Origin of the sequence: Flavobacterium sp. NPDC079362 (assembly GCF_050267765.1) — a bacterium.
Lineage (GTDB): Bacteria > Bacteroidota > Bacteroidia > Flavobacteriales > Flavobacteriaceae > Flavobacterium > Flavobacterium azizsancarii.
In genome coordinates, this window is the sequence record NZ_JBNNFM010000044.1 from 1 (window position 1) to 19,769 (window position 19,769).

Sequence of the window (19,769 nt, forward strand, 5' to 3'; positions counted from 1 at the left end):
GTGATGATAAAGGACGATTTGACTGGCGTACTTTGCGTCGGAATAAGTGGCGACCATTGTCGCGGAATCGTGGGGTACTTTCGTCGGAATATCTAACTACAGTAATTCAAAGTTGACTCCCGAAAAAGCTTTGCATATGCTTCGATCTGAGGGGCTTGATGTTACTATTGAACAGGCAGAGGAAATCTTGTATTTCTTAAGAATAATTGCTAATATCGCTGTGTTGAAACATTTAAATAAAACAAAATGAGCAAGATAGCGGACTTATACATTAGAGTAAGTACTGACGAGCAGGCTGAGAAGGGCTTCTCCCAGCGTAATCAGGAAGAAATGCTAAGGAAATATTGCAGCATAAACCAAATACAAATACGTAATGTAATTTATGAAGATCATTCAGCAAAGACTTTTAACAGACCGCAATGGAAAAAATTTCTTGCTGATGTAAAAAAAAATAAAAATAAAATTAGTTTGGTTCTTTTTATGAAGTGGGACAGGTTCAGTCGAAATGCCGGTGATGCTTACCAGATGATCAATCTGCTAAGAAAACTCGGTGTAGAGCCACAGGCTATAGAACAGCCTCTTGATTTGAGTGTTCCTGAAAACAAAATGATGCTTGCATTTTATCTTGCAGCACCTGAAGTTGAGAATGATCGAAGAGCACTGAATACCTTGCAAGGACTTAGACGTGGCAAGAAGGAGGGAAGGCATATGGGAATGGCTCCTTATGGATACGCCAATAAAATAACGGAGGATGGGAAAAAGTATATCGCCATTGTACCAGATAAAGCTGTAAAGGTTATTTGGATCTTTGAACAAATTGCTAAAAATATTTTCAGTACTGAATCTATTTATCAAATGGCGAAAGAAAAAAGCTTTGCAATCTCTAAGAATAACTTATGGCTTATCATAAGAAATCCTCTTTATTGCGGAAAGATAGTTGTTCCTCAGTACCGCGATGAAGAGGCGAGATTAGTCAATGGCCAGCATGATGCAATTATTAGCGAAGCATTATTTTATCGGGTACAGGAAATCCTTGATAGTAAATCACGGACCTATAGACCGAAAATTAAAACAATAGAGAATTTTCCCCTTAGAGGTTTTTTTATGTGTCCCAAATGCGGACAGAAGTTAACAGGGAGCAAATGCAAAGGAAGAAATAAATATTATTACTATTACCACTGTGATAAAGTTTGTAAATGGAGAATAAACTCTGAAATAGCTAATAAAACATTTAAAGTGCATTTAAATAAATTTAAACCTTTACCGGAAGTGAAGAAACTATATTCAGCCGTTTTGCTTGAAGGCTACAGGGAGCATACTGGGTTAATCATTAATGAAAAAAAGAAATCTCTTGAACAAATTGCTGTTTATGAAAAGAAATTGACCGTTGCTAGAAATTTATTAGTCACCGAGAAAATCGACGCTGAAGACTATCATCTTATGAAAATTGAATACAATGCTATTATTAGCAAGATAGAGAAAGAGATTGGAAATGTAGATGACGATAGAGAGAATATAGAGTATCTAACGAACACGGGACTGGAAAACCTTTTAAAGCTAGGTGACTCCTTTGATGGTGGGACTTTAGCTGATTCCAGGGAGATAATTGGTTTAATTTTTCCGGAAAATTTTACATTTTCAGATAACAAAATCCGCACCACCCGAGTGAACGAAATCATCAACTGTATCTATCTGGTAAACAATAGGTTACGAGCAAAAAAAAAACGGGACAAAAGATGATATTTTTCTTTTGTCCCGAGTAGTGACCTCGACTGGATTCAAACCATGAATAACTAATAATTGATTTAAAAAAAATGACTTTTCTATAAAATTTTAATTTATAATACTGTCTTTAATTTAGCTCTTCTATTTTTGGTGCAAAATAATAAATATTAATTTAAAGTAGTATCTTCTTTTTTAATTTGCTCAATAAAATAAGCTGCGGAAATTCCGGTTTTCTTTTTGAAGGCTTTTGCAAATCTTTCTGTAGTGCTAAAACCAACTTCCTCCGCCAGTGCCTTATTGTTATATTTACGAACCAATTTATTGCTATAAAGTAAAGATATTATATACTCTGTTTTAAGATCATTTATGTATTGATTAAAGCGTTTATCTTTATAATGATGAATTATAGCAGAAAGGTATGTTGGATTGTGATTAAAAAAAGCGGACAAAGTAGAGAGTTTCCAATCCCTGTCGAGATATTTTTTTTCATTTTCAAATTTATCTAACAGTTTTAATATAATTGCAACTGTTTCACTGTTAATGTCTAGCATTATCGGTTTCTCTTTTTTTTCTTTTGTCTTACTTTTATCCTTCGAATCGTTAATCTCCAACATCAGCTCTTCAAAGCGTTTTTTGTAGATCTTTTTATTTCTCAAATTTCGATGAGTTACAATAATAAAGCCTGAAAAAATAATTGAAGTAAAACCAATGAGAACAGAGTACTTATAATTTTTTATAAAGAGTTCTCGTTTTAAATTTTCTTTATCAATTAGTAATTCCTGCGTGTAGTATTCCTTGTTTATTTTTCCAACTAAATATTTGAAAGTTTCATTTAGCATCCTATCAGCTTTGAGTAATTGATCTACATAATATAGATGAATTTCTGGATTATCTTTGGCTTTATAATAGTTAATCAGAATTTCATAGACTTCCCTAAGATCAGGTCTCAGATAACCTTTAGTGTTGAAAAGCTGATCTACTTTTTTTAAATAGGGTAGAGCAGTTTCATATTTTTCTGTCTTCCAATAACTTTTACCAATATAGAAATAACCAACAGATTCATTCCCAAAGTCTTTTTTTTCTTTTAATTCCTTAATAGAATACTCAATATTTTTGATAGCTGAGGCGTAATTTTGCTTAAAGTAATCATTTATTCCTTGAGAATGAATATAGTAAACTTCCATTTCAGGTATGTTCAATTTTTTGCATTCTTTTATTCCTAAAATATTGGTTTCACTGCTGAGTCCATAATTTCCAATTTTGTTATAACAAACTCCTAAGAAATGTAGCGAATTCAAATAAGCTCTGGGATTTTCATTCTTGAAATAAGAGACACACTGTTTTAGTAGTGAAATGGCCTCATCATAATAACCTAAGTAGTATTTGACTAGTGCAATATTATACATTAGTTTATAGATAAGATACTTGTCGGTTGTTGTAGCTAAGTAACTGTGGGCAATAATATAATTGTCCAATGCGTAATTATGCTGTTTTAGTGAGTAGTACGCGATACCTTTTGATAGATAAGCAGAACCGATTAGTATATTATCATTTGTTTTTTTTGCCGCATATATGGTGCTATCGGCATATATTATGGTCAATTTATCAGAAGACTGATTCGATAAATTGCTATAACCATTAGCTATTTCTTTCCAATTTTTCTCATTCTTTGCTTTTTGTAAAAAGGAATATAGATAAATTGTAGCCTTTGAACTATCCTTTAGACCATAAGCCATATCATCTAGGTAATCGTAACTTTTATTTTTTAAAGAATCAGGTATTTTATACTCTTTTTGTTGGGCCGGGACTAAGTGAAAAAGAAATAAGAAGATTGCAAATGTTTGATTTTGATTCATAACGTGATAGTTTGGGGACTATATTAGAGTGTAAAGTGCATCAGTATCACTTTAAAATAGCCTTCACACCAATTTTGCAGTAATTTAATTCAAATATAATCTAAACATTTGGTTTTTAGTATTTTGTGTAATTTAAAGTAGTTTGGATTTATTATAAATCCATACTTTAAATTCAATAAATCCAAACTAGTGGTGTTGCGGGAGATGTTTCCAAGCAATAGTTTTGTCATGAATTCAAAAGCGAAATTATCTGGCATAGAGCCTAATAAGAGTTCCGCTAATCCGGATGAAATGAACTGAGAAGGAATTCTCATTCACATCAAATAATCCTAATCATGAAAAATTTATTATTATGCGGTTCTTTATTATGTCTTTTAATTTCGTGCTCTGCCGACTCAGATTTTAATCCATTAGAATTGGAAGAAAGCGCAATAACAAAATCCGGGAGAAATTTACCAAATCCGGGCAATAGCGCTAATCCTTTTGACTTCAAAGGAGAAAAGTACTATGATGCGCTAACAAGCTACCGGGAGGCAAATCAATATCCGAATTCTATTGCGCAGATTATTGATCAAGTCAGTTTTTTGGCATCGCAGTTTAAAAATGACTCTTTTAACAATAGAAGTGTAATATCCTTTACAGATGAAATTGTACAGTCCATTATGGACGATCCGGACAATAGCATGATTACGATCGTGCAAAATAGTACAATCAGCAATTCGGCAAAAACAAGTCTGGTTAACTTTCTACAAGTTTTAATTGAGAAGCGACAGCTCGAATTCTCCATTAGTTATAATTACATAACTGATTACGAAGATACAGTGATAACAAACAACTCTTTGAATCAGGATGACAGTGAAACGATTTTAACAGTCACATCCATATCCCGTTATTCACTTTATTCGGAAACTCAACGTAAGGATCGTGACTGGGATAAATCAGGGGCTAACAAAAACGCCAAACCCTTTTTTGCAGAGAACCAGGTTGCTGTTATTTCGATAATATTATTCCTGGCTACATTTAAATGATTCTTCTTTTAAAATAGTAATAAATGTTTTTTTTAATGAAACCACGAATCATTCTTTATACCCTGCTGGTGATTTTTAACCTTGTGAGCCTTTATTTCATCATGGAACTGTTCAGCTATGATGAAATAGTAGGTTACCTCACTACAGGCGGCAAAAAAACTATTGATGCACGTGAGCTGGCTTATCTATTGTTTGTAACATGCCTTCTGAATCTGTATTTTCTATCTTTTATACTGATGGAAAGTTTTTTTAAGGACAAAATATAAGAGTCTGAAATCCAGGTTTCATATTTTTTTAATTCTTTTTTTGAAATTACCACTATATGTTAAAAGACCTTATCAATAAAGAATTGAAGGATCTTCCAATAGAAGGTCTTGATATAAGCATCATCAAGAAATATGTAATTAAGAGTGCCCAGGATGAGTCATTTTTAATTCGCAATTATTGTGTTATACTTATAAAATCAGGGGAGTTTAAAATTAGGATAAGAGAACTTATTAGTGATCTGAAAGTGCAGGATCTGATGGTTTTACCTAAAAATTCTTATTGTACAATTCTAGAAGTAAAAGGGAAACCAAAATTTTTTTTGATTTGCTTTACATCAGATTTTGCATTTGAAAATTGCCTGAAAAAAGAACTTGTGGACTCCTTTGCTTTTTTACTTGGAGAATCTTTACCCACAATCCCCCTTGAGGATAAAGACTTTCAGGTATTGTCACTAATTTACAAACTGATTTATTTCGTAAATAAAGATACTAAGAAAAGTAGCGAGGATTCTGAATTACGACGTATTGCTTTTAACCTGTTTTTGTATGAGCTCAAGTTTATTTTTAAAAGGTTTATTAAAGAAGCTCCAATTAATATTAAGAGACCCGAGAGTCTCACGATTCAATTTCTTACCATACTGACCATTCACTGCAAAAAACAGCACAGTGTAAAGTTTTACGCGGGCGCTTTATTTGTAACAAGGGGCTACCTGAATAATGTAGTAAAGCAGGTAACAGGTAAAACTGTAAAAAGCCTCATTGATCAGGCGATCATTAACGAGATTAAAAATGTGCTAGAAAATTCACAATCATCAATAAAACTAATAGCAGAGGATTTTGAGTTCAGTAGTCTCTCGAAATTCGACAACTTTTTTAAAAGAAATACTTCTATGTCAGCTTCTCAGTATCGCAATAATGCAATGGGAAAATTTAAAAAACTTTAGGCTTCATTGCATAATGTTCACTAAACAAAATACTATCATGATTACTGTATATCCCCTAGAATGGATAGACTCATTGATATTGCACACCTTAGATTCAAAGAAAACAAATATCAGCGATCTGTCACAGAGTGATTTAGCCTTTATAGGTAACAATCTTTCAAAAGAATTGCACCTGATTCAAGTTCAACTAAAAAACGAGATATTTTCTTTACAGAAAAAGAGGCAAATCCGATTACTAGTTCGAAAGTACCACTCCTCTTTAGTTTATTTGCTGGATAAGGTAATTGGATATCAAAAAAAGGATATTGTTTTTACCGGAGTTTTAGCAGGTATCATGGAGTTAGTGATTAATTGTCTTTATGATTTGTTGTCTTTTGTTCAAAGCCGTTATTTCAATTACCTAAGTCTTGATGAACATGTCCCTGTTCAATACCTGGTAATTTCCAGAAAAGAAATATTTTTAAGGCTCGAAACGCTCAAAAATAAAGAAGAAGAAGGTGCTTTAGATGGTCACCTCACTGAAATGGTATTTAATGCTATCTCGAGTTCAATTGCAGAGAAACCGCAACATAAAATCACTTATAGAGAAATATTGTATCAAAAAGAACTTTTAAAGTATTTAGAGGTTTTGGCGGCTGCCAAAGATCAATCTACTTTTTATTCAGGAATTGATCAGTTGTTAATGGAGATGAATTTTAATTATCACCCTTATATTGGTCATTTTACACGCCGGATACAAAGTCAACTTGATTTACAGGAATCTTTAGTTGACAAAACAAATCAGCTACTTGTTTGCTATAAAGAATTTAGCCAGTTATTGTTCAATGAAAAAATAAGCTTTGATCCTACTAGGGAAAATATAAGATATGTTCTGGATAACTGGTTCAGGCAAGAAATTACATATTTGGAGCGAAAACTAGTATTAGATGCAGGCGCCCAAAGTATCCATAAAGAAGATCAAAATATGCAGATAGGAAACAACAAAGTTCAGTGTGCGCTTTCTACAGATCAAATGGGCCTTATTTTACGCGCAGGAGATGAGGCAAGAATTCTAAAAGCAAAATCCCTGAATGAAGTATTCAGAACCATTGTGCCGCATCTTTCCACTGCACTTAAGAAAAATTTGTCCTATAATTCAATGAGAAGCAAATCTTATAGTGCGGAAGAAAAAGACAAGCAGATTGCGATTCAGACTCTCGAGAGAATGATTAAACATATTAGAGAGTTCTAACTATTATTAATGAATTTAAAATTGAATTTATGAAAAAACTGAATCACATTTTATTTGTGGCTTGCCGTAGGATCTACAAGCAAGAATTTCATACTGAAAAAGCAGCTGAATTGATTAAGAAAGAGAACGATTATCGAGGAATTTAAAGTCAGGGGAGAGTCACTGATTAATTTTAAAAAAGCTGCGAGAACTTATCTTTTACCAACACCGGAAAAGGACAGGAAATATAAAAATCAAAAAGTAAAACTGGTATTGAAGAGTTTGATAAGATTACAGATATAAAAAAAACTCTGATGGTAAAAAAGCAATCGTTACCTGTAAAACAATTTGGCATAATAACATGTTTGCCTCCCTAAGATACAATCCTTTAATCACACAAAAAGAGCGCAAAGCATATTTTTTATTGACTCAAAATGAATGGGCTTTTGTGAATGTCCGGGATTTTTAATTGCTTGAATTTAAACTAAAGCTATATCCAAAGAAAAACCCTCCTAGTGAAGGTTTTTTTTTGCCATCTTTCTTGATTTTCCGCCTATTTGCAAAGGGTACAAAAGGGTACAAAAAAGTTGTACTTGTAGGGCTTATATTGTATTTGTTTCTTTGACTTGTTGAATAAATCATAACTCTTTTATTATGATTTACATAGAGAGCAAGAAAGATGTTGAACGATTAAATGAAAAAGCTATGTTTACAAATATCTCATGGAGCAATTATATAATTGCCGTTAGTGTACTTTTATTTATCTGGTATTTGGTTTTAGGATTTAGATTTTACTATCCTGAACTAAAAGAAATTCTAAAGGGTGAGAAAACCCTAAATATCACCAGCTTTAAAAGCAATAGAAACGAAATGGTTGGCGCTAATCTTTCAAAAGACAGCAGTACTGAGAATATGGAATTTTCATCTTGCAGTGAGCCTTTTGATACCCTTGCTGACGCGAAGGAACTATCTGACCGGATAAAGGGCGCCATTGCTGAGAGCGCAGAGAGGAACTTCTCTTTGGAAGAATTCCAGAACTATCTAAAGTTGCTACTAAAGGAATATCCATTTGTTAAAATCTCTGCGCTACGAGAGAAGGTGAATACTTTAATTGTCGCGGGTTGCCAGAGATACCCACAACTACTTTTAACTGTTTCCCAGGTCGATGCCTTGTGGGAAGAGACTATTTAATATTATAGTGGAGGAATAATCCCTGTTCTCTCTGGCGTGGTAGGGCTTTATGTGACAAGGAAATAGAGTTGTAACGGCGAGTATTCCTCCGCTTATTATTCATAAGAAATCAAAACTTTAAAACGATGTGTGATGAAAAAATGTAAAGGAGATTTAAAGTGTTTTTCAAAGGCAAAAAAAGTATCAATTCAGGTGATAATACTAGTTATATTTATTCACTTCAAAGGGTACGCCCAGGATGGTGTTGCCGGAATTAATGAGGCCAATCAAAAAGTCAGAAGTTATTTTGATGCCGGTACAGAACTCATGTACGCGGTAGGAGCTTTACTGGGGCTTATTGGCGCTGTGAAAGTGTACCAAAAGTGGAATGCCGGAGATCCTGATACCGGAAAAGTAGCCGCAGCTTGGTTTGGGAGCTGTGTGTTTTTAGTTGTCGTGGCCACTGTGATAAAATCCTTCTTTGGTGTTTAAGACTAAAGATAATGAAAAATGAGTAGCAGTGTATATCAAATCAATAAAGGGATTAATCAATCCATCGAATTTAAAGGACTCAAAGCCCAATATATTTGGTATTTGGGCGGTGGTGTTGTGGGACTTATGATTGTTTTTGCAATCCTGTTTTTTATTGGAATTCCTTCTATTCTTTGTGTGGTCTTTATTGGGGGCGCGGGAAGTGTAATGGTTTTCAAAATTTACAAAATGAGCCATAAGTATGGCCATTATGGGATGATGAAAGCCATAGCTAAAAAGCAGATTCCAAAGAATATAAAAGTCTACAGTAGAAGAATTTTTAAATAGTGATAGTCAAAGAGCGTTAATGTGAGTAAATCAAAGTGTGATGCAAAAAGTGATAGATGATGTTTTACCGATTATGGATGTTCAGCACGATTGTATCTTGTCTAAACAAGGAGATATAACGGTGGTTTTTAAAGTAGACCTTCCAGAGATTTTTACCCTCTCAGACCAGGAGTATGAGACGTTTCATCAATCCTGGATCAAAGCCATTAAAATACTTCCAAAGTTTTGTGTATTGCACAAACAAGACTGGTTTTTAGAGAAACATTATAAGGCAGATTTTACAAGCGATGACAGCAGTTTTCTAAAAAGAAGCAGTGAGCGGTTTTTTAATGAAAGACCTTTTTTGGATCATTCCTGTTATATTATGATTACCAAGAAACCTCAAGGAAGAAAAAACTCGAGTTCCTTATTCTCTAATTTAATTAGAAGTTCGCTGGCTCCTGAACAAACATTAAAAATGGAACTCCTTCAGGATTTCATAGACAGTACCGGTCAGTTTAAAAGGATCATGGAAGACAGTGGATTTGTAAAGCTTACGCGTTTAGAAAATCACGAGCTTAAAAGCCAAAGCCGCAGCATTGGACTTATAGAGAAATATTGTTTTTTATCAGAGAGTGAAACTTCATTTGTCTATCAGGATATTAAATTCAGCCAAGGACTACAAGTTGGGGATAAACATTGTCAATTGTTTACTTTGGGGGACTCGGCCGATTTACCGGGACTCTGTGGATCCAGGATAAATTATGACCGCTACTCAACTGATAGGACAAAATTCAGTGTGGGCTTTGCCTCAACACTCGGACAATTATTATCGTGTAATCACATCTACAATCAGTACATCTTTATTGAGGACGGGCAGAAAACTATTCAAAAACTCGAAAGCAAGAGACTGCGCCTGCAATCCTTATCGGCTTACAGCAGGGGTAATCTAATAGCTAGAGATGCTACAAACGATTTTTTAAACGAGGCCATATCCCAGCAAAGATTACCAGTTAAGGCGCATTTTAATGTCCTGGTCTGGAGCTCGGATATGGAAGAATTTAAAGAGATCAAAAATAAGGTATCTTCAGCCCTTGCACAAATGGACGCGGCCGCGAAGCAGGAAACCGTTGGGGCGCCACAAATTTATTGGGCAGGCATACCAGGAAATGCGGCTGACTTTCCAATGAATGACACTTTTGATACCTTCACCGAACAGGCGGTATGTTTTTTAAACATGGAAACTGGATACAAGTCTTCTCTGAGTCCAATGGGAATCAGACTCGGGGACAGGCTCACAGGTAAACCTGTTCATGTGGATATCAGCGATGAGCCTGTGAGAACGGGAATATGTACCAATCGTAATAAATTTATACTAGGACCCTCGGGAAGTGGTAAGTCCTTTTTTACCAACCACATGGTAAGGAGTTATTACGAGCAAGGTACACATATTGTCCTTGTGGATGTAGGGCACAGTTATAAAGGATTGTGCGAGATGGTAGGAGGTTATTACTTTACTTATGATGAGAAGAACCCCATAAGATTCAATCCTTTTTATATTGGAGAGGGCGATAGTCTGGATACCGAGAAAAAGGAAAGTATTAAAACGCTGTTACTGGCGCTTTGGAAAAAAGACGATGAGACATTTAATAGAAGCGAGTATGTGGCCCTTTCGAATTCTTTGCAATTGTATTATGAGAAACTAGAAGTTAATCCGGATATTTTCCCTTGTTTCAACACCTTTTACGAATTTTTAAAAGAGGATTTTGTCCCTATACTTGAAGGAGATAACGTAAAGGAGAAAGACTTTGATGTTAATAATTTTCTCTACGTGCTTCGGCCTTATTATAAAGATGGCGAGTTTGATTACCTTTTGAATGCAAGTGAGAACTTAGATCTTTTAAAAGAGCGGTTTATTGTTTTTGAACTCGATAATATAAAAGATCACCCCATTCTTTTTCCGGTGGTCACCATCATAATCATGGAAGTTTTTATCAGCAAAATGAGAAAGCTTAAAGGAGTTCGTAAAATGATCCTGATCGAGGAGGCCTGGAAAGCCATAGCCCGGGAAGGGATGGCCGAATATATTAAGTACTTATTTAAAACTGTAAGAAAATTCTTTGGAGAAGCGATTGTAGTGACCCAGGAAGTGGAAGATATTATCTCCTCACCGGTGGTCAAACAAGCCATTATCAATAACAGTGATTGCAAGATTCTTTTGGATCAAAGTAAGTATCAAAACAAATTTGATCAGATTCAGGAACTCCTCGGGCTCACCGAAAAAGAAAAGGCGCTGGTGCTCTCTGTAAACAAGTCCAATGATCCCGATAAGAAGTACAAAGAGGTGTTTATATCACTAGGAGGTATTCTTTCAAAGGTCTATCGAACCGAAGTTTCACTCGAGGAATACCTGGCCTATACAACAGAAGAAAGCGAGAAAGTTAAAGTGAACGCGTACGCCCAAAAATATGGTGGCGATATCAAGAAAGGCATTGCCGCTCTGGCATTTGATATGAGAAACAAAACTTAAATGAAAACAGAAAAATGAAAAGCAGAATAAAATTGATCATTTGCACATTGTGCTTGTTTTTTATCACTACAGCAGCAAGACCCTTAGAGAGTAATGCCGCTATTCCGATACTTGAGATTGTTAAGGCGGTTACCAAAAAAGTAATTAAGGCTATTGATCTTGGTATCCAGAGATTGCAGAATAAAACCATATGGCTTCAAAACGCGCAGAAACAGCTTGAGAATACACTCTCCAAATTAAAGCTTGATGAGATTTCAAATTGGACCAAAAAACAACAGGATCTCTACAAGGGGTACTACGAGGAACTTCAGAAAGTAAAATCCATTATTACCTACTATCAGCGCATAAAAGAAATTACCAGCAAACAAACCAGACTGATCAACCAGTATGAAAGAGCCTGGAATTTATTGAGACAGGATAGTCATTTTAGCGCCTCAGAACTGCAATACATGCAAAAGGTTTACCAGGGGATTCTAGAGGAGAGCATGAAAAATATTGATCAGGTATTCTTTATTCTCGAATCTTTTACAACCCAGATGAGCGATCTAAAAAGACTCGAGATCATAAACCAGGCTGCCGATCAGATAGACGAGAATTATGATGATCTGATGCTATTTAATAAACAGAATGTTCTTATGAGCCTTCAAAGGGCCAAAACTAGTAGTGACGCGCAAAAAGTCAAACAATTTTACGGAATTCCATAAGTAAACATAAAGCAATAGAAAACATGAAAAAGATCTTATTACTACTCTGCATTATGGTATTGTTTTCACACGATATTCAGGGCCAGGCCAAGCAAAGAAAGACGCTGCTACTGCAAATATCCGCACTACAGACTTACATTGGTTATGCTAAAAAAGGATATACTGTAGCTAAAAACGGGCTGAATTTTATAGGGGATGTAAAGAAAGGGGAACTCAATTTTCATGAAAATTATTTCAGCTCCCTTAAAAAAGTAAATCCAAAAGTGGGACACTATCTAAAAGTGGCCAGTATTATTTCCCTGCAGCTTAAAATTATAAAAATTCATAAAAAAACTCTTGAGAATATACACCATGATGATTTGTTTCATGGGGATGAGCTGGATTACATAGAGAAAACTTTTGGACATTTAATAGACAACTGCAATGATACCCTGCAGGAGCTTTTAGTTATTTCAACTGATAACAAACTTGAAATGGGAGATAGTAAACGAATAGAGCGGATCCAAGGGCTTTATAAAACGATGCTGGAGGATTATTTGTTCTGCGAGAATTTCACACAAGAGATCTCTCTTATGTCCCTTTCAAGATCTAGAGAGAAAAATGATAGGAACCAAAGCCGGATTTTACTTGGCTTGTAAAAAGAGAAATCATGAAAAAAATAGTATTCATTTTTGTAATGTTCTGGCTCGTATGTGCGCCTTTTAAAACTTATGGGCAGTCCGAGGAAATCCAGCAGCTGGTTTTAAATATTGAGAAACTCTCACAGTTCAAAAAGATTTTAAGTGATATGAAAAAAGGCTATGATATTTTAAATGGGGGCTATAAAATGGTTAAAGACTTATCGAAGGGAAGTTTTTCGCTTCATAAAACTTTTCTTGATGCCCTTTTGCAGGTAAGTCCCCTGGTTAAGAGCTACAAAAGGGTGGGGGATATTATAAACTATCAGATACAGCTTATAAAGGAGAGTAAAACGGCTGTTAATCGTTTTAATAAAAGCGGGAGTTTTACCCGTGAGGAAATTAATTATTTTGAAAAAGTATATTCTAATCTCACCAGGGAAAGTCTTAGAAATCTCGATGAGCTCACCATGATTTTGACACCTGAGACACTGCGAATGTCAGATGATGAAAGATTAGAGGCCATTGATAAAATATATTTGGATATGCAGCAAAAAGTGCTATTTCTCCGGGATTTTAACGCCTCTTCTGGGGTCCTTTTATTGCAGCGCGCAAAGGAGCAAAATGATGTAAGGGTAGCGCGTTACAATTATCAAATTAAAAATTAATTCTTGTAGATATGCTAAATCTAAATAAAACAATGGGCGCTGTAGCGGTATTGCTCATTGCGCCTATTTCAACTATGGGGCAAGGGGCTGCAGGGGAGATTCAAAGTCTTCACGGGGTACTGGAACAACTCTATGATGAGATGATGCCCCTTTGCAGCAATCTTATTGCAGTAGGGCAGGGTATAGCCGGATTTGCAACCCTTTGGTATATAGCCCTTCGAGTTTGGCGCCATATTGCCAACGCGGAGCCTATTGATTTTTATCCGCTTTTCCGGCCCTTTGTAATTGGTTTTTGCATCATGATTTTCCCTTCCGTACTTTATTTAATTAATGGGGTTATGAAACCCACTGTTATGGCCACAGGGGCTATGGTACAAGGATCTAACAAAGCAATTGAAGTTCTTTTGAAAGAGAAAGAAAAAGCGGTAAAAGAAAGTGACCCTTGGAAAATGTATGTAGGGGTTACAGGGGCTGGTGATCGAAAAGAGTGGTATAAGTATACTCATGGTGATTCTGATCTGGAAAAAGAGAATATACTTTCCAGTATCGGCAATGATGTGAAATTTGCAATGGAGAAAGCCTCGTATAGTTTTAGAAATTCTGTAAAAGAATGGGTGAGCGAGGTGCTGAGAATTCTCTTTGAGGCCTCTTCACTTTGTATCGATACGCTGAGAACCTTTCAATTGGTTGTGCTTTCCATACTGGGACCTTTGGTTTTTGGAATCTCTGTTTTTGATGGATTCCAGCATACCCTCACGGTATGGCTCGCGCGGTATCTCAATGTTTATTTATGGCTGCCTGTTGCCAATATTTTTGGAAGTATCATCGGTAAAATCCAGGAGCAGATGCTAAAACTAGACGTAGTGCAAATCAACACATCAGGAGATACCTTTTTTAGCCGGACCGATATGGGATATTTAATTTTTATGATCATCGGTATAGTGGGGTATTTTACAGTACCCTCTGTGGCCAACTATATTGTGCATGCAGCTGGGGGAGATGCGCTGGGACAAAGGGTGACGAGCATCTTTACAAACTCGAGCTCTTCGGTGATAACAAGAACAGCCGCTGGAGCTGGAATGATAATGGATGCCATGGGAAATCCTTCGGGGAAAATGTCTCAGAGCATGGCCAGCTCTTCGGGTACCTCTGACTATTTTCAGGATAATCAAAGTTATATGGGCGAGAAGCTCAAGGGAAATTTAAAATAATTTAAATAAAGAGCCAATATGTTTAGCAAAATGAGAAATATAGACACAGCCTTTGGCCATGTAAGGAGTTTTACCATGCTGGTGATTCTGGCCAGCACTATTATCTGCTGTTATACGCTTTACAAAAGTTTTACATCGATTACCCTTATGCAGGACAAGGTTTATATTTTGGTAAATGGCAAAGCGCTGGAGGCGTACTCCTCGGATAGAAAAGATAATGTACCTGTGGAGGCCAGGGATCATGTGAAAACTTTTCATGGGTTTTTCTTTACCCTGGACCCTGATGATAAAGTAATTAAAACCAATATAACCAAAGCGCTTTATCTGGCCGATGATACGGCCAAAAGGGTGTATGATAATTTAAAAGAGAATGGGTATTACTCGGGTATTATATCGGGGAATATCAGCCAGAGAATTTCAATTGACAGCATCACTATTGATACCAATCAATATCCCTATGATTTTAAATGTTATGCAAAGCAAAATATTATAAGAACCACCAGTATTTTAAATAGAAACCTGATCACTGAGGGCACCCTTAGAAATGTATCAAGAAGTGATAATAACCCGCATGGGTTTTTAATTGAAAGATGGAATACTATTGAGAATAAGGATTTAGGAGTGGAAAACAGAAAATGATGCGCGCGTTATTTAAAAACAAGCAGATCCCAATAAGTGCGAGGTTTTATCTGCTGGTAAGGGATAAATGGGCAAAAAAAATGAGCGCATTAACTTTGAATTTATCAAAAAAGGTCCTTGTATTTTATCTGATTCTCTTTGTCCTGGTTTACGCAGGTATAAGTCTTTATACTGTATATGATGCTTTGTGGAATAAAGAGCCTAAGGGGCGAAGGGCGAGAATTGCTCCTGATCATTTAATTGTCGTAAAAGCTTCACTGTGTACAAGTAATCAACCCGTGTTATCTAAAACTGAATTTGAAAACGCAGTGCGGTTTAGTATTTATCTGGACAGTATTAAAAATTCCAGGGAACAAGAAAAAAGCTTTGAGAGCCTGCATGAGAAAAGAGCGGACCATTAAGACATTTTCTAGGTGCTGAGAAATATAAAAAAAAAGAATTTTAAAAAATAAATCCATGGAAAACAAAACAATTAGTTCCAAAGAATCTAAACACCGCAAAATGCTACTGGTGTTGCCAATTATAACACTTCCATTTCTAACGATGATATTCTGGATATTAGGCGGGGGGAAAGGCAGTGCTAGTGAGATTGCCACAGAGCAAAAAAGAGGATTTAATGTAACGCTTCCTAATGCGAGATTTAAGCAAGACGCTGAGCTGGATAAGATGAGTTATTATGAGAAGGCTACAATTGACTCTTTAAAGCTTGAGGAACAGATCAAAAAAGATCCCAATTATTCAAGGCCAGTATTCTCTGAGGATCCCGGGTTGGTTTCAGGGGAATTAGAAACTGATCCGAGAATTTTTCCAAAAGCAAGAACGGCTTTAAATACAGGTTCTCTTAAAGGGGAGAGCGAACAAAGGATGTATCAAAAATTAAAAGCGCTCCAAAAAGTAATTCAAGCGCCGGTAAAAAAAATAGACAATCAGAAGGATATGAGAGAATTTGAATACAGTAATTCTTCAAATGATGCCTTAGAGCAGATAAAAGGGGTACAAGAGATGATATCTTCTATAAATGCGCCCTCTGAGCCAGATCCCGAACTGCGCCAACTAGGAGCAATGCTGGAGAATATTCTGGACATTCAGCACCCTGAGCGTGTGCAGGAAAAACTGAGACAGACTTCAAAAAGCCAAAAAGGGAAAGTGTTTGCAGTGAGTAAAAAAACACAGGAAGAGCCCGTTTACTCACTCGTGCAAACAAACACAAGTGGACCAGGGATCCCAAATTCTAATTCTTTTTACTCTTTAGACCAGGACCCTTTAGATAACCAGGCGCAAAACACACTCGAGGCGGTGGTGCATCAGACGCAGTCTGTTGTAAATGGTTCGGTAGTAAAACTCAGATTAACCACAGATGTTTTTATTAATGGAACCCTTATTCCCAGAAATAGTTTTGTTTTTGGAATTGCTTCTTTAAAAGGGGAGAGACTCGAGGTTAAGATAAAGACAATAAAATTTAATACCTCGATATTTCCTGTGGAACTCTCTGTTTATGATATGGATGGAATTGATGGAATTTTTATTCCCGGAGCCATAAATAGGGATGTTGCAAAAGCGTCCGCAGACAGATCCTTGCAGGGTCTGGGCATTGAGGGATTGAATGATTCGTGGACAGGACAAGCGGCAACTCTTGGTGTGCAGGCTGCTAAGAGTCTGATGAGTAAAAAGGTAAAACTAATTAAGGTGGTTCTAAAAGCAGGCTATCAGGTTCTGCTTTATGATCAGAAAGAAAAAAATGCCAAATAACACTTAAATATTCGAAGATGAAAAATAGTAAATTATGGTTGAGTATTGGGATTTCTATAGTTGCAATTTCAGTATCTGCTCAACAAGATCTTAATAGTGAGGTGAATAATATCAATTTGAGTTATTCTAAGACTACAAGTATTGTATTTCCCTACGCCATTAAAAGTGTAGACAAAGGAAGTGCTGAGATTCTGGTTCAAAAGGCAAAAGGAGTAGAGAATATTCTATTTTTAAAAGCAGGCAGGCAGAATTTTGCCCAGACTAACCTGACTGTTGTTACCGCAGATGGTAAACTCTACGGTTTTATTTTAAATTTTGATCAGCTGTGCCCCACTTTGCACTTAAAGGCTGAACTTGTTTCGAATTTTAATACAGAGGCGCTTTTTTCTTCAGAGAATGAAAACCAGAAACAGATAAGGCATTACGCCGAGCTGGCTTTATCCAAAATAAAAAAAGTGTCTGGACTCCGTTCAAATAAGTTTTCTGTAGACCTTAGAGTAAACGGTATATTCATACACCATGATATGATGTACTTCAGAGTGCGGCTTGCAAACAATTCAAGAATCAATTATGATCTGGACCAGTTGCGCTTTTTTATCAGAGATCAAAATAAATCAAAACGAACCGCTGTGCAGGAATTGGAAATAGTGCCGGTTTTTTGCTCTTCTGAGCTCTCTACAATCAAAGATCATTCTGAAATAACTTTAGTTTTTGCAATACCCAAGTTCACTATTGCAGAGAGAAAACTCTTAAGCGTGGAGCTAACCGAGAAAAACGCAGGCAGACATCTTGAATTAAATATCAAAAACACTGATCTGATGAATTTGGAAATATTATAAAATTTATAATCACATACTAATTTTAAAATCTAATATCATGAACGAGAAAAATTTTGAGTACTTAAGCGATCAGCTTAAATACACCGGATTTGGAGAAGCTTTGCAAATAGAGTTAAAAGAGAAAATGAAACAACAAGAGCCCTCCTTCATATTATATCATGAAACCTATCATGAGGATCGTGTGGCCAGAGCTACTCTTACTTTTAACAAGGCAAAGGATAGCGATATGTATTTTTTTAATTCCTATAGGGTTGAACTTCAAAAAGAGAATATTACAGATGCCTTGGAACATACCTTTTATATGGGCAAGGGAAGTAATATCACCATGAAAGAATCCTACAACCTTTTAATGGGAAGAGCAGTCAATAAAGACCTTACAAATAAAGAAGGTGCGTCTTATAATGCCTGGGTCTTGATAGACTTCAAACAAGGGGATGAGAATGGTTTTAAATTAAAGCAATACCATCAAAATTATGGTTATGATCTTCTTGAAACCCTAGGTAAATATCCTATAAAGGAACTCGAGAATGAGACTTTTCAGAAGGATCTTATCCGCTCACTTCAAAGAGGGAACCTGCAAGAGGTTACTTTTTTAAAAGAAGACAAACACATTAAATTATTTATAGAGGCTAACCCGCAATTCAAGTCCATAGGTATTTATGATGATAACATGAAAAAAATGGACAATCGAAATTATAAGGATGTCAAACAAATCGAGGTTGTTTATGAACAGGTCGGTGAGACTAAAAAAAAAATTGAGCATCATGAGAACAATCAAAATGAATTACCCAAGCAAACCAGTAATAGAAGACAAAAACGCTCCAATTCTCTTTGATAAGGAGACAATTTTAAAATCGTTTTCTTTTTTTTTCTCAGCAGTAGAGAAAGATTACCGTATCAGTAGTACTCATTTAGGAATATTCTCAGCGCTTTTACGCTATAGCATCTTGCAAGGGTTTGCCAATCCAATTAGGGCTTTTAGCTATCAAATTATGCCACTGGCGAAGATATCTGCCTCTGGGACCTATCATAAACACATTCGCGAGCTTAGCCAATATGGGTATATAAAATACGAGCCTTCCTTTAAGAACAATAAACCCAGCCGTATTTATTTTATAACCCATTAAAAAAGAGCTCAGCTACTGGCTTGAAAATAATCCGTAGTAAAATGCAGCCTTCAACCTTAAGGTTTTACTACGGATTTAAGTCTTATTCTACTGTTTTAATGGCTTAATGTGCATATGGATATTGGGTGGATAGGAGTAATTTTGATTGATGTTTTCTAGGCGTTTTTATTTAGTAAAATAAGAGCGAATTCTTAAAGCGAATGTTTCAAAATACCACAATGCTAATTGTATGACTAACACTAATTTTTTCTTAGAGTTTGAATTGAACTTATCAGAAATACGAAAGCTTAATAATATGTATTTTAAAGGTTTATACCGTAAGAGAATTCTGTTTGTTTTGAGCGCTTTATTGCTAGGAGGTGTTTTTTTTGATTTTTTTAATTCAGACAACGATTTAACCCACTGGATTATTAGGACTTTTTTTGTTGTTGCGTGTTTTTTATTTTTTCAGTATTTGATTGTAAATGCAGCTTGCAGCTTGATATTTTATTTTGTCAACAAATTGCTAGAATTTGAAGGCTTTGTAAATAGGTATAAATTCAGATTTACCAGTTCTTTTATCTGTATTGATTCCCCTCTTGGAGCCTTTACTTATAAATGGTGTTATATAGAAAAGGCAATTTTAACAAAAGACTTTTTCTTTCTCTATTTTAAGGACAAAAATGGATATATCGTTTCAATTTCAAAT

The 19,769-nt window shown here is 35.6% G+C and carries 19 protein-coding genes; 18 read left to right on the top strand and 1 reads right to left on the bottom strand.

Annotated elements, in window-relative coordinates; genetic code table 11:
- Nucleotides 1–246: 246 nt before the first annotated feature.
- The gene (locus tag ACQKCJ_RS22370) at nt 247–1,740 is read left to right on the top strand and encodes a recombinase family protein (protein WP_427402952.1); all 1,494 of its coding nucleotides are present in this window, start codon (nt 247–249) and stop codon (nt 1,738–1,740) included.
- Nucleotides 1,741–1,892: 152 nt separating this feature from the next.
- Here ACQKCJ_RS22370 and ACQKCJ_RS22375 read toward each other — a convergent pair whose 3' ends face one another.
- Nucleotides 1,893–3,581: a helix-turn-helix domain-containing protein gene (locus tag ACQKCJ_RS22375; protein WP_427402953.1), complete on the bottom strand. Its 1,689-nt coding sequence runs from the start codon at nt 3,579–3,581 to the stop codon at nt 1,893–1,895.
- Between the two features lie 335 nt (nt 3,582–3,916).
- Between ACQKCJ_RS22375 and ACQKCJ_RS22380 the strand changes: the two genes are divergently transcribed.
- The 17 genes from ACQKCJ_RS22380 to ACQKCJ_RS22460 all read left to right on the top strand — a co-directional run bounded on the left by ACQKCJ_RS22380 (nt 3,917) and on the right by ACQKCJ_RS22460 (nt 18,789).
- Nucleotides 3,917–4,609 (top strand): hypothetical protein, encoded by a 693-nt coding sequence (locus ACQKCJ_RS22380; RefSeq protein ID WP_427402954.1) that lies wholly within the window; start codon nt 3,917–3,919, stop codon nt 4,607–4,609.
- 35 nt (nt 4,610–4,644) lie between these two features.
- Entirely contained in the window at nt 4,645–4,875 is a 231-nt protein-coding gene (locus ACQKCJ_RS22385; protein WP_427402955.1) for a hypothetical protein, read from the top strand.
- 56 nt (nt 4,876–4,931) lie between these two features.
- Complete coding sequence (locus ACQKCJ_RS22390; protein WP_427402956.1) at nt 4,932–5,819, top strand: helix-turn-helix domain-containing protein; 888 nt, start codon at nt 4,932–4,934, stop codon at nt 5,817–5,819.
- A gap of 37 nt (nt 5,820–5,856) precedes the next feature.
- Nucleotides 5,857–7,050, top strand: coding sequence for a hypothetical protein (locus tag ACQKCJ_RS22395; RefSeq protein WP_427402957.1), 1,194 nt, complete (start codon nt 5,857–5,859; stop codon nt 7,048–7,050).
- A 633-nt stretch (nt 7,051–7,683) separates the two neighbouring features.
- A complete protein-coding gene (locus ACQKCJ_RS22400) occupies nt 7,684–8,220 on the top strand; it encodes a hypothetical protein (RefSeq protein ID WP_427402958.1) in 537 nt (178 codons plus the stop codon).
- A 132-nt stretch (nt 8,221–8,352) separates the two neighbouring features.
- The gene (locus ACQKCJ_RS22405; RefSeq protein ID WP_427402959.1) at nt 8,353–8,691 is read left to right on the top strand and encodes a DUF4134 domain-containing protein; all 339 of its coding nucleotides are present in this window, start codon (nt 8,353–8,355) and stop codon (nt 8,689–8,691) included.
- Nucleotides 8,692–8,709: 18 nt separating this feature from the next.
- Nucleotides 8,710–9,018: a DUF4133 domain-containing protein gene (locus tag ACQKCJ_RS22410; RefSeq protein ID WP_427402960.1), complete on the top strand. Its 309-nt coding sequence runs from the start codon at nt 8,710–8,712 to the stop codon at nt 9,016–9,018.
- 40 nt (nt 9,019–9,058) lie between these two features.
- Nucleotides 9,059–11,527 carry a TraG family conjugative transposon ATPase gene (locus ACQKCJ_RS22415; protein ID WP_427402961.1) on the top strand — a complete coding sequence of 823 codons (2,469 nt, stop codon included), beginning with the start codon at nt 9,059–9,061 and terminating at the stop codon, nt 11,525–11,527.
- Nucleotides 11,528–11,541: 14 nt separating this feature from the next.
- Nucleotides 11,542–12,231 carry a conjugal transfer protein TraI gene (locus ACQKCJ_RS22420; protein ID WP_427402962.1) on the top strand — a complete coding sequence of 230 codons (690 nt, stop codon included), beginning with the start codon at nt 11,542–11,544 and terminating at the stop codon, nt 12,229–12,231.
- Nucleotides 12,232–12,254: 23 nt separating this feature from the next.
- A complete protein-coding gene (locus tag ACQKCJ_RS22425; RefSeq protein ID WP_427402963.1) occupies nt 12,255–12,869 on the top strand; it encodes a hypothetical protein in 615 nt (204 codons plus the stop codon).
- An 11-nt stretch (nt 12,870–12,880) separates the two neighbouring features.
- On the top strand, nt 12,881–13,516 hold the full coding sequence (locus ACQKCJ_RS22430; protein ID WP_427402964.1) for a TerB family tellurite resistance protein: 636 nt from the start codon (nt 12,881–12,883) through the stop codon (nt 13,514–13,516).
- Between the two features lie 11 nt (nt 13,517–13,527).
- Nucleotides 13,528–14,727, top strand: a complete 1,200-nt coding sequence (traJ, locus tag ACQKCJ_RS22435) for a conjugative transposon protein TraJ (protein ID WP_427402965.1) — start codon at nt 13,528–13,530, stop codon at nt 14,725–14,727.
- Between the two features lie 30 nt (nt 14,728–14,757).
- Nucleotides 14,758–15,366, top strand: coding sequence for a conjugative transposon protein TraK (gene traK / locus ACQKCJ_RS22440; protein WP_427402966.1), 609 nt, complete (start codon nt 14,758–14,760; stop codon nt 15,364–15,366).
- 80 nt (nt 15,367–15,446) lie between these two features.
- Nucleotides 15,447–15,767, top strand: coding sequence for a hypothetical protein (locus ACQKCJ_RS22445; RefSeq protein ID WP_427402967.1), 321 nt, complete (start codon nt 15,447–15,449; stop codon nt 15,765–15,767).
- A gap of 55 nt (nt 15,768–15,822) precedes the next feature.
- Nucleotides 15,823–17,115 carry a conjugative transposon protein TraM gene (gene traM, locus ACQKCJ_RS22450; RefSeq protein ID WP_427402968.1) on the top strand — a complete coding sequence of 431 codons (1,293 nt, stop codon included), beginning with the start codon at nt 15,823–15,825 and terminating at the stop codon, nt 17,113–17,115.
- Between the two features lie 17 nt (nt 17,116–17,132).
- Nucleotides 17,133–17,954 carry a conjugative transposon protein TraN gene (gene traN, locus ACQKCJ_RS22455; RefSeq protein ID WP_427402969.1) on the top strand — a complete coding sequence of 274 codons (822 nt, stop codon included), beginning with the start codon at nt 17,133–17,135 and terminating at the stop codon, nt 17,952–17,954.
- Between the two features lie 37 nt (nt 17,955–17,991).
- Complete coding sequence (locus tag ACQKCJ_RS22460; RefSeq protein ID WP_427402970.1) at nt 17,992–18,789, top strand: hypothetical protein; 798 nt, start codon at nt 17,992–17,994, stop codon at nt 18,787–18,789.
- Nucleotides 18,790–19,769 lie beyond the last annotated feature (980 nt).

What these genes read in the sequence shown, in the direction of transcription:
- ACQKCJ_RS22430 (WP_427402964.1), top strand. Translation starts at nt 12,881, where the DNA reads ATGAAAAAAATAGTATTCATTTTTGTAATGTTCTGGCTCGTATGTGCG.
- ACQKCJ_RS22445 (WP_427402967.1), top strand. Translation starts at nt 15,447, where the DNA reads ATGAGCGCATTAACTTTGAATTTATCAAAAAAGGTCCTTGTATTTTAT.
- ACQKCJ_RS22425 (WP_427402963.1), top strand. Translation starts at nt 12,255, where the DNA reads ATGAAAAAGATCTTATTACTACTCTGCATTATGGTATTGTTTTCACAC.
- ACQKCJ_RS22380 (WP_427402954.1), top strand. Translation starts at nt 3,917, where the DNA reads ATGAAAAATTTATTATTATGCGGTTCTTTATTATGTCTTTTAATTTCG.
- ACQKCJ_RS22370 (WP_427402952.1), top strand. Translation starts at nt 247, where the DNA reads ATGAGCAAGATAGCGGACTTATACATTAGAGTAAGTACTGACGAGCAG.
- traN (WP_427402969.1), top strand. Translation starts at nt 17,133, where the DNA reads ATGAAAAATAGTAAATTATGGTTGAGTATTGGGATTTCTATAGTTGCA.
- ACQKCJ_RS22405 (WP_427402959.1), top strand. Translation starts at nt 8,353, where the DNA reads ATGAAAAAATGTAAAGGAGATTTAAAGTGTTTTTCAAAGGCAAAAAAA.
- ACQKCJ_RS22460 (WP_427402970.1), top strand. Translation starts at nt 17,992, where the DNA reads ATGAACGAGAAAAATTTTGAGTACTTAAGCGATCAGCTTAAATACACC.
- traK (WP_427402966.1), top strand. Translation starts at nt 14,758, where the DNA reads ATGAGAAATATAGACACAGCCTTTGGCCATGTAAGGAGTTTTACCATG.
- ACQKCJ_RS22395 (WP_427402957.1), top strand. Translation starts at nt 5,857, where the DNA reads ATGATTACTGTATATCCCCTAGAATGGATAGACTCATTGATATTGCAC.
- ACQKCJ_RS22375 (WP_427402953.1), bottom strand. Translation starts at nt 3,581, where the DNA reads ATGAATCAAAATCAAACATTTGCAATCTTCTTATTTCTTTTTCACTTA.
- ACQKCJ_RS22400 (WP_427402958.1), top strand. Translation starts at nt 7,684, where the DNA reads ATGATTTACATAGAGAGCAAGAAAGATGTTGAACGATTAAATGAAAAA.
- traM (WP_427402968.1), top strand. Translation starts at nt 15,823, where the DNA reads ATGGAAAACAAAACAATTAGTTCCAAAGAATCTAAACACCGCAAAATG.
- ACQKCJ_RS22385 (WP_427402955.1), top strand. Translation starts at nt 4,645, where the DNA reads ATGAAACCACGAATCATTCTTTATACCCTGCTGGTGATTTTTAACCTT.
- ACQKCJ_RS22410 (WP_427402960.1), top strand. Translation starts at nt 8,710, where the DNA reads ATGAGTAGCAGTGTATATCAAATCAATAAAGGGATTAATCAATCCATC.
- ACQKCJ_RS22415 (WP_427402961.1), top strand. Translation starts at nt 9,059, where the DNA reads ATGCAAAAAGTGATAGATGATGTTTTACCGATTATGGATGTTCAGCAC.
- ACQKCJ_RS22390 (WP_427402956.1), top strand. Translation starts at nt 4,932, where the DNA reads ATGTTAAAAGACCTTATCAATAAAGAATTGAAGGATCTTCCAATAGAA.
- traJ (WP_427402965.1), top strand. Translation starts at nt 13,528, where the DNA reads ATGCTAAATCTAAATAAAACAATGGGCGCTGTAGCGGTATTGCTCATT.
- ACQKCJ_RS22420 (WP_427402962.1), top strand. Translation starts at nt 11,542, where the DNA reads ATGAAAAGCAGAATAAAATTGATCATTTGCACATTGTGCTTGTTTTTT.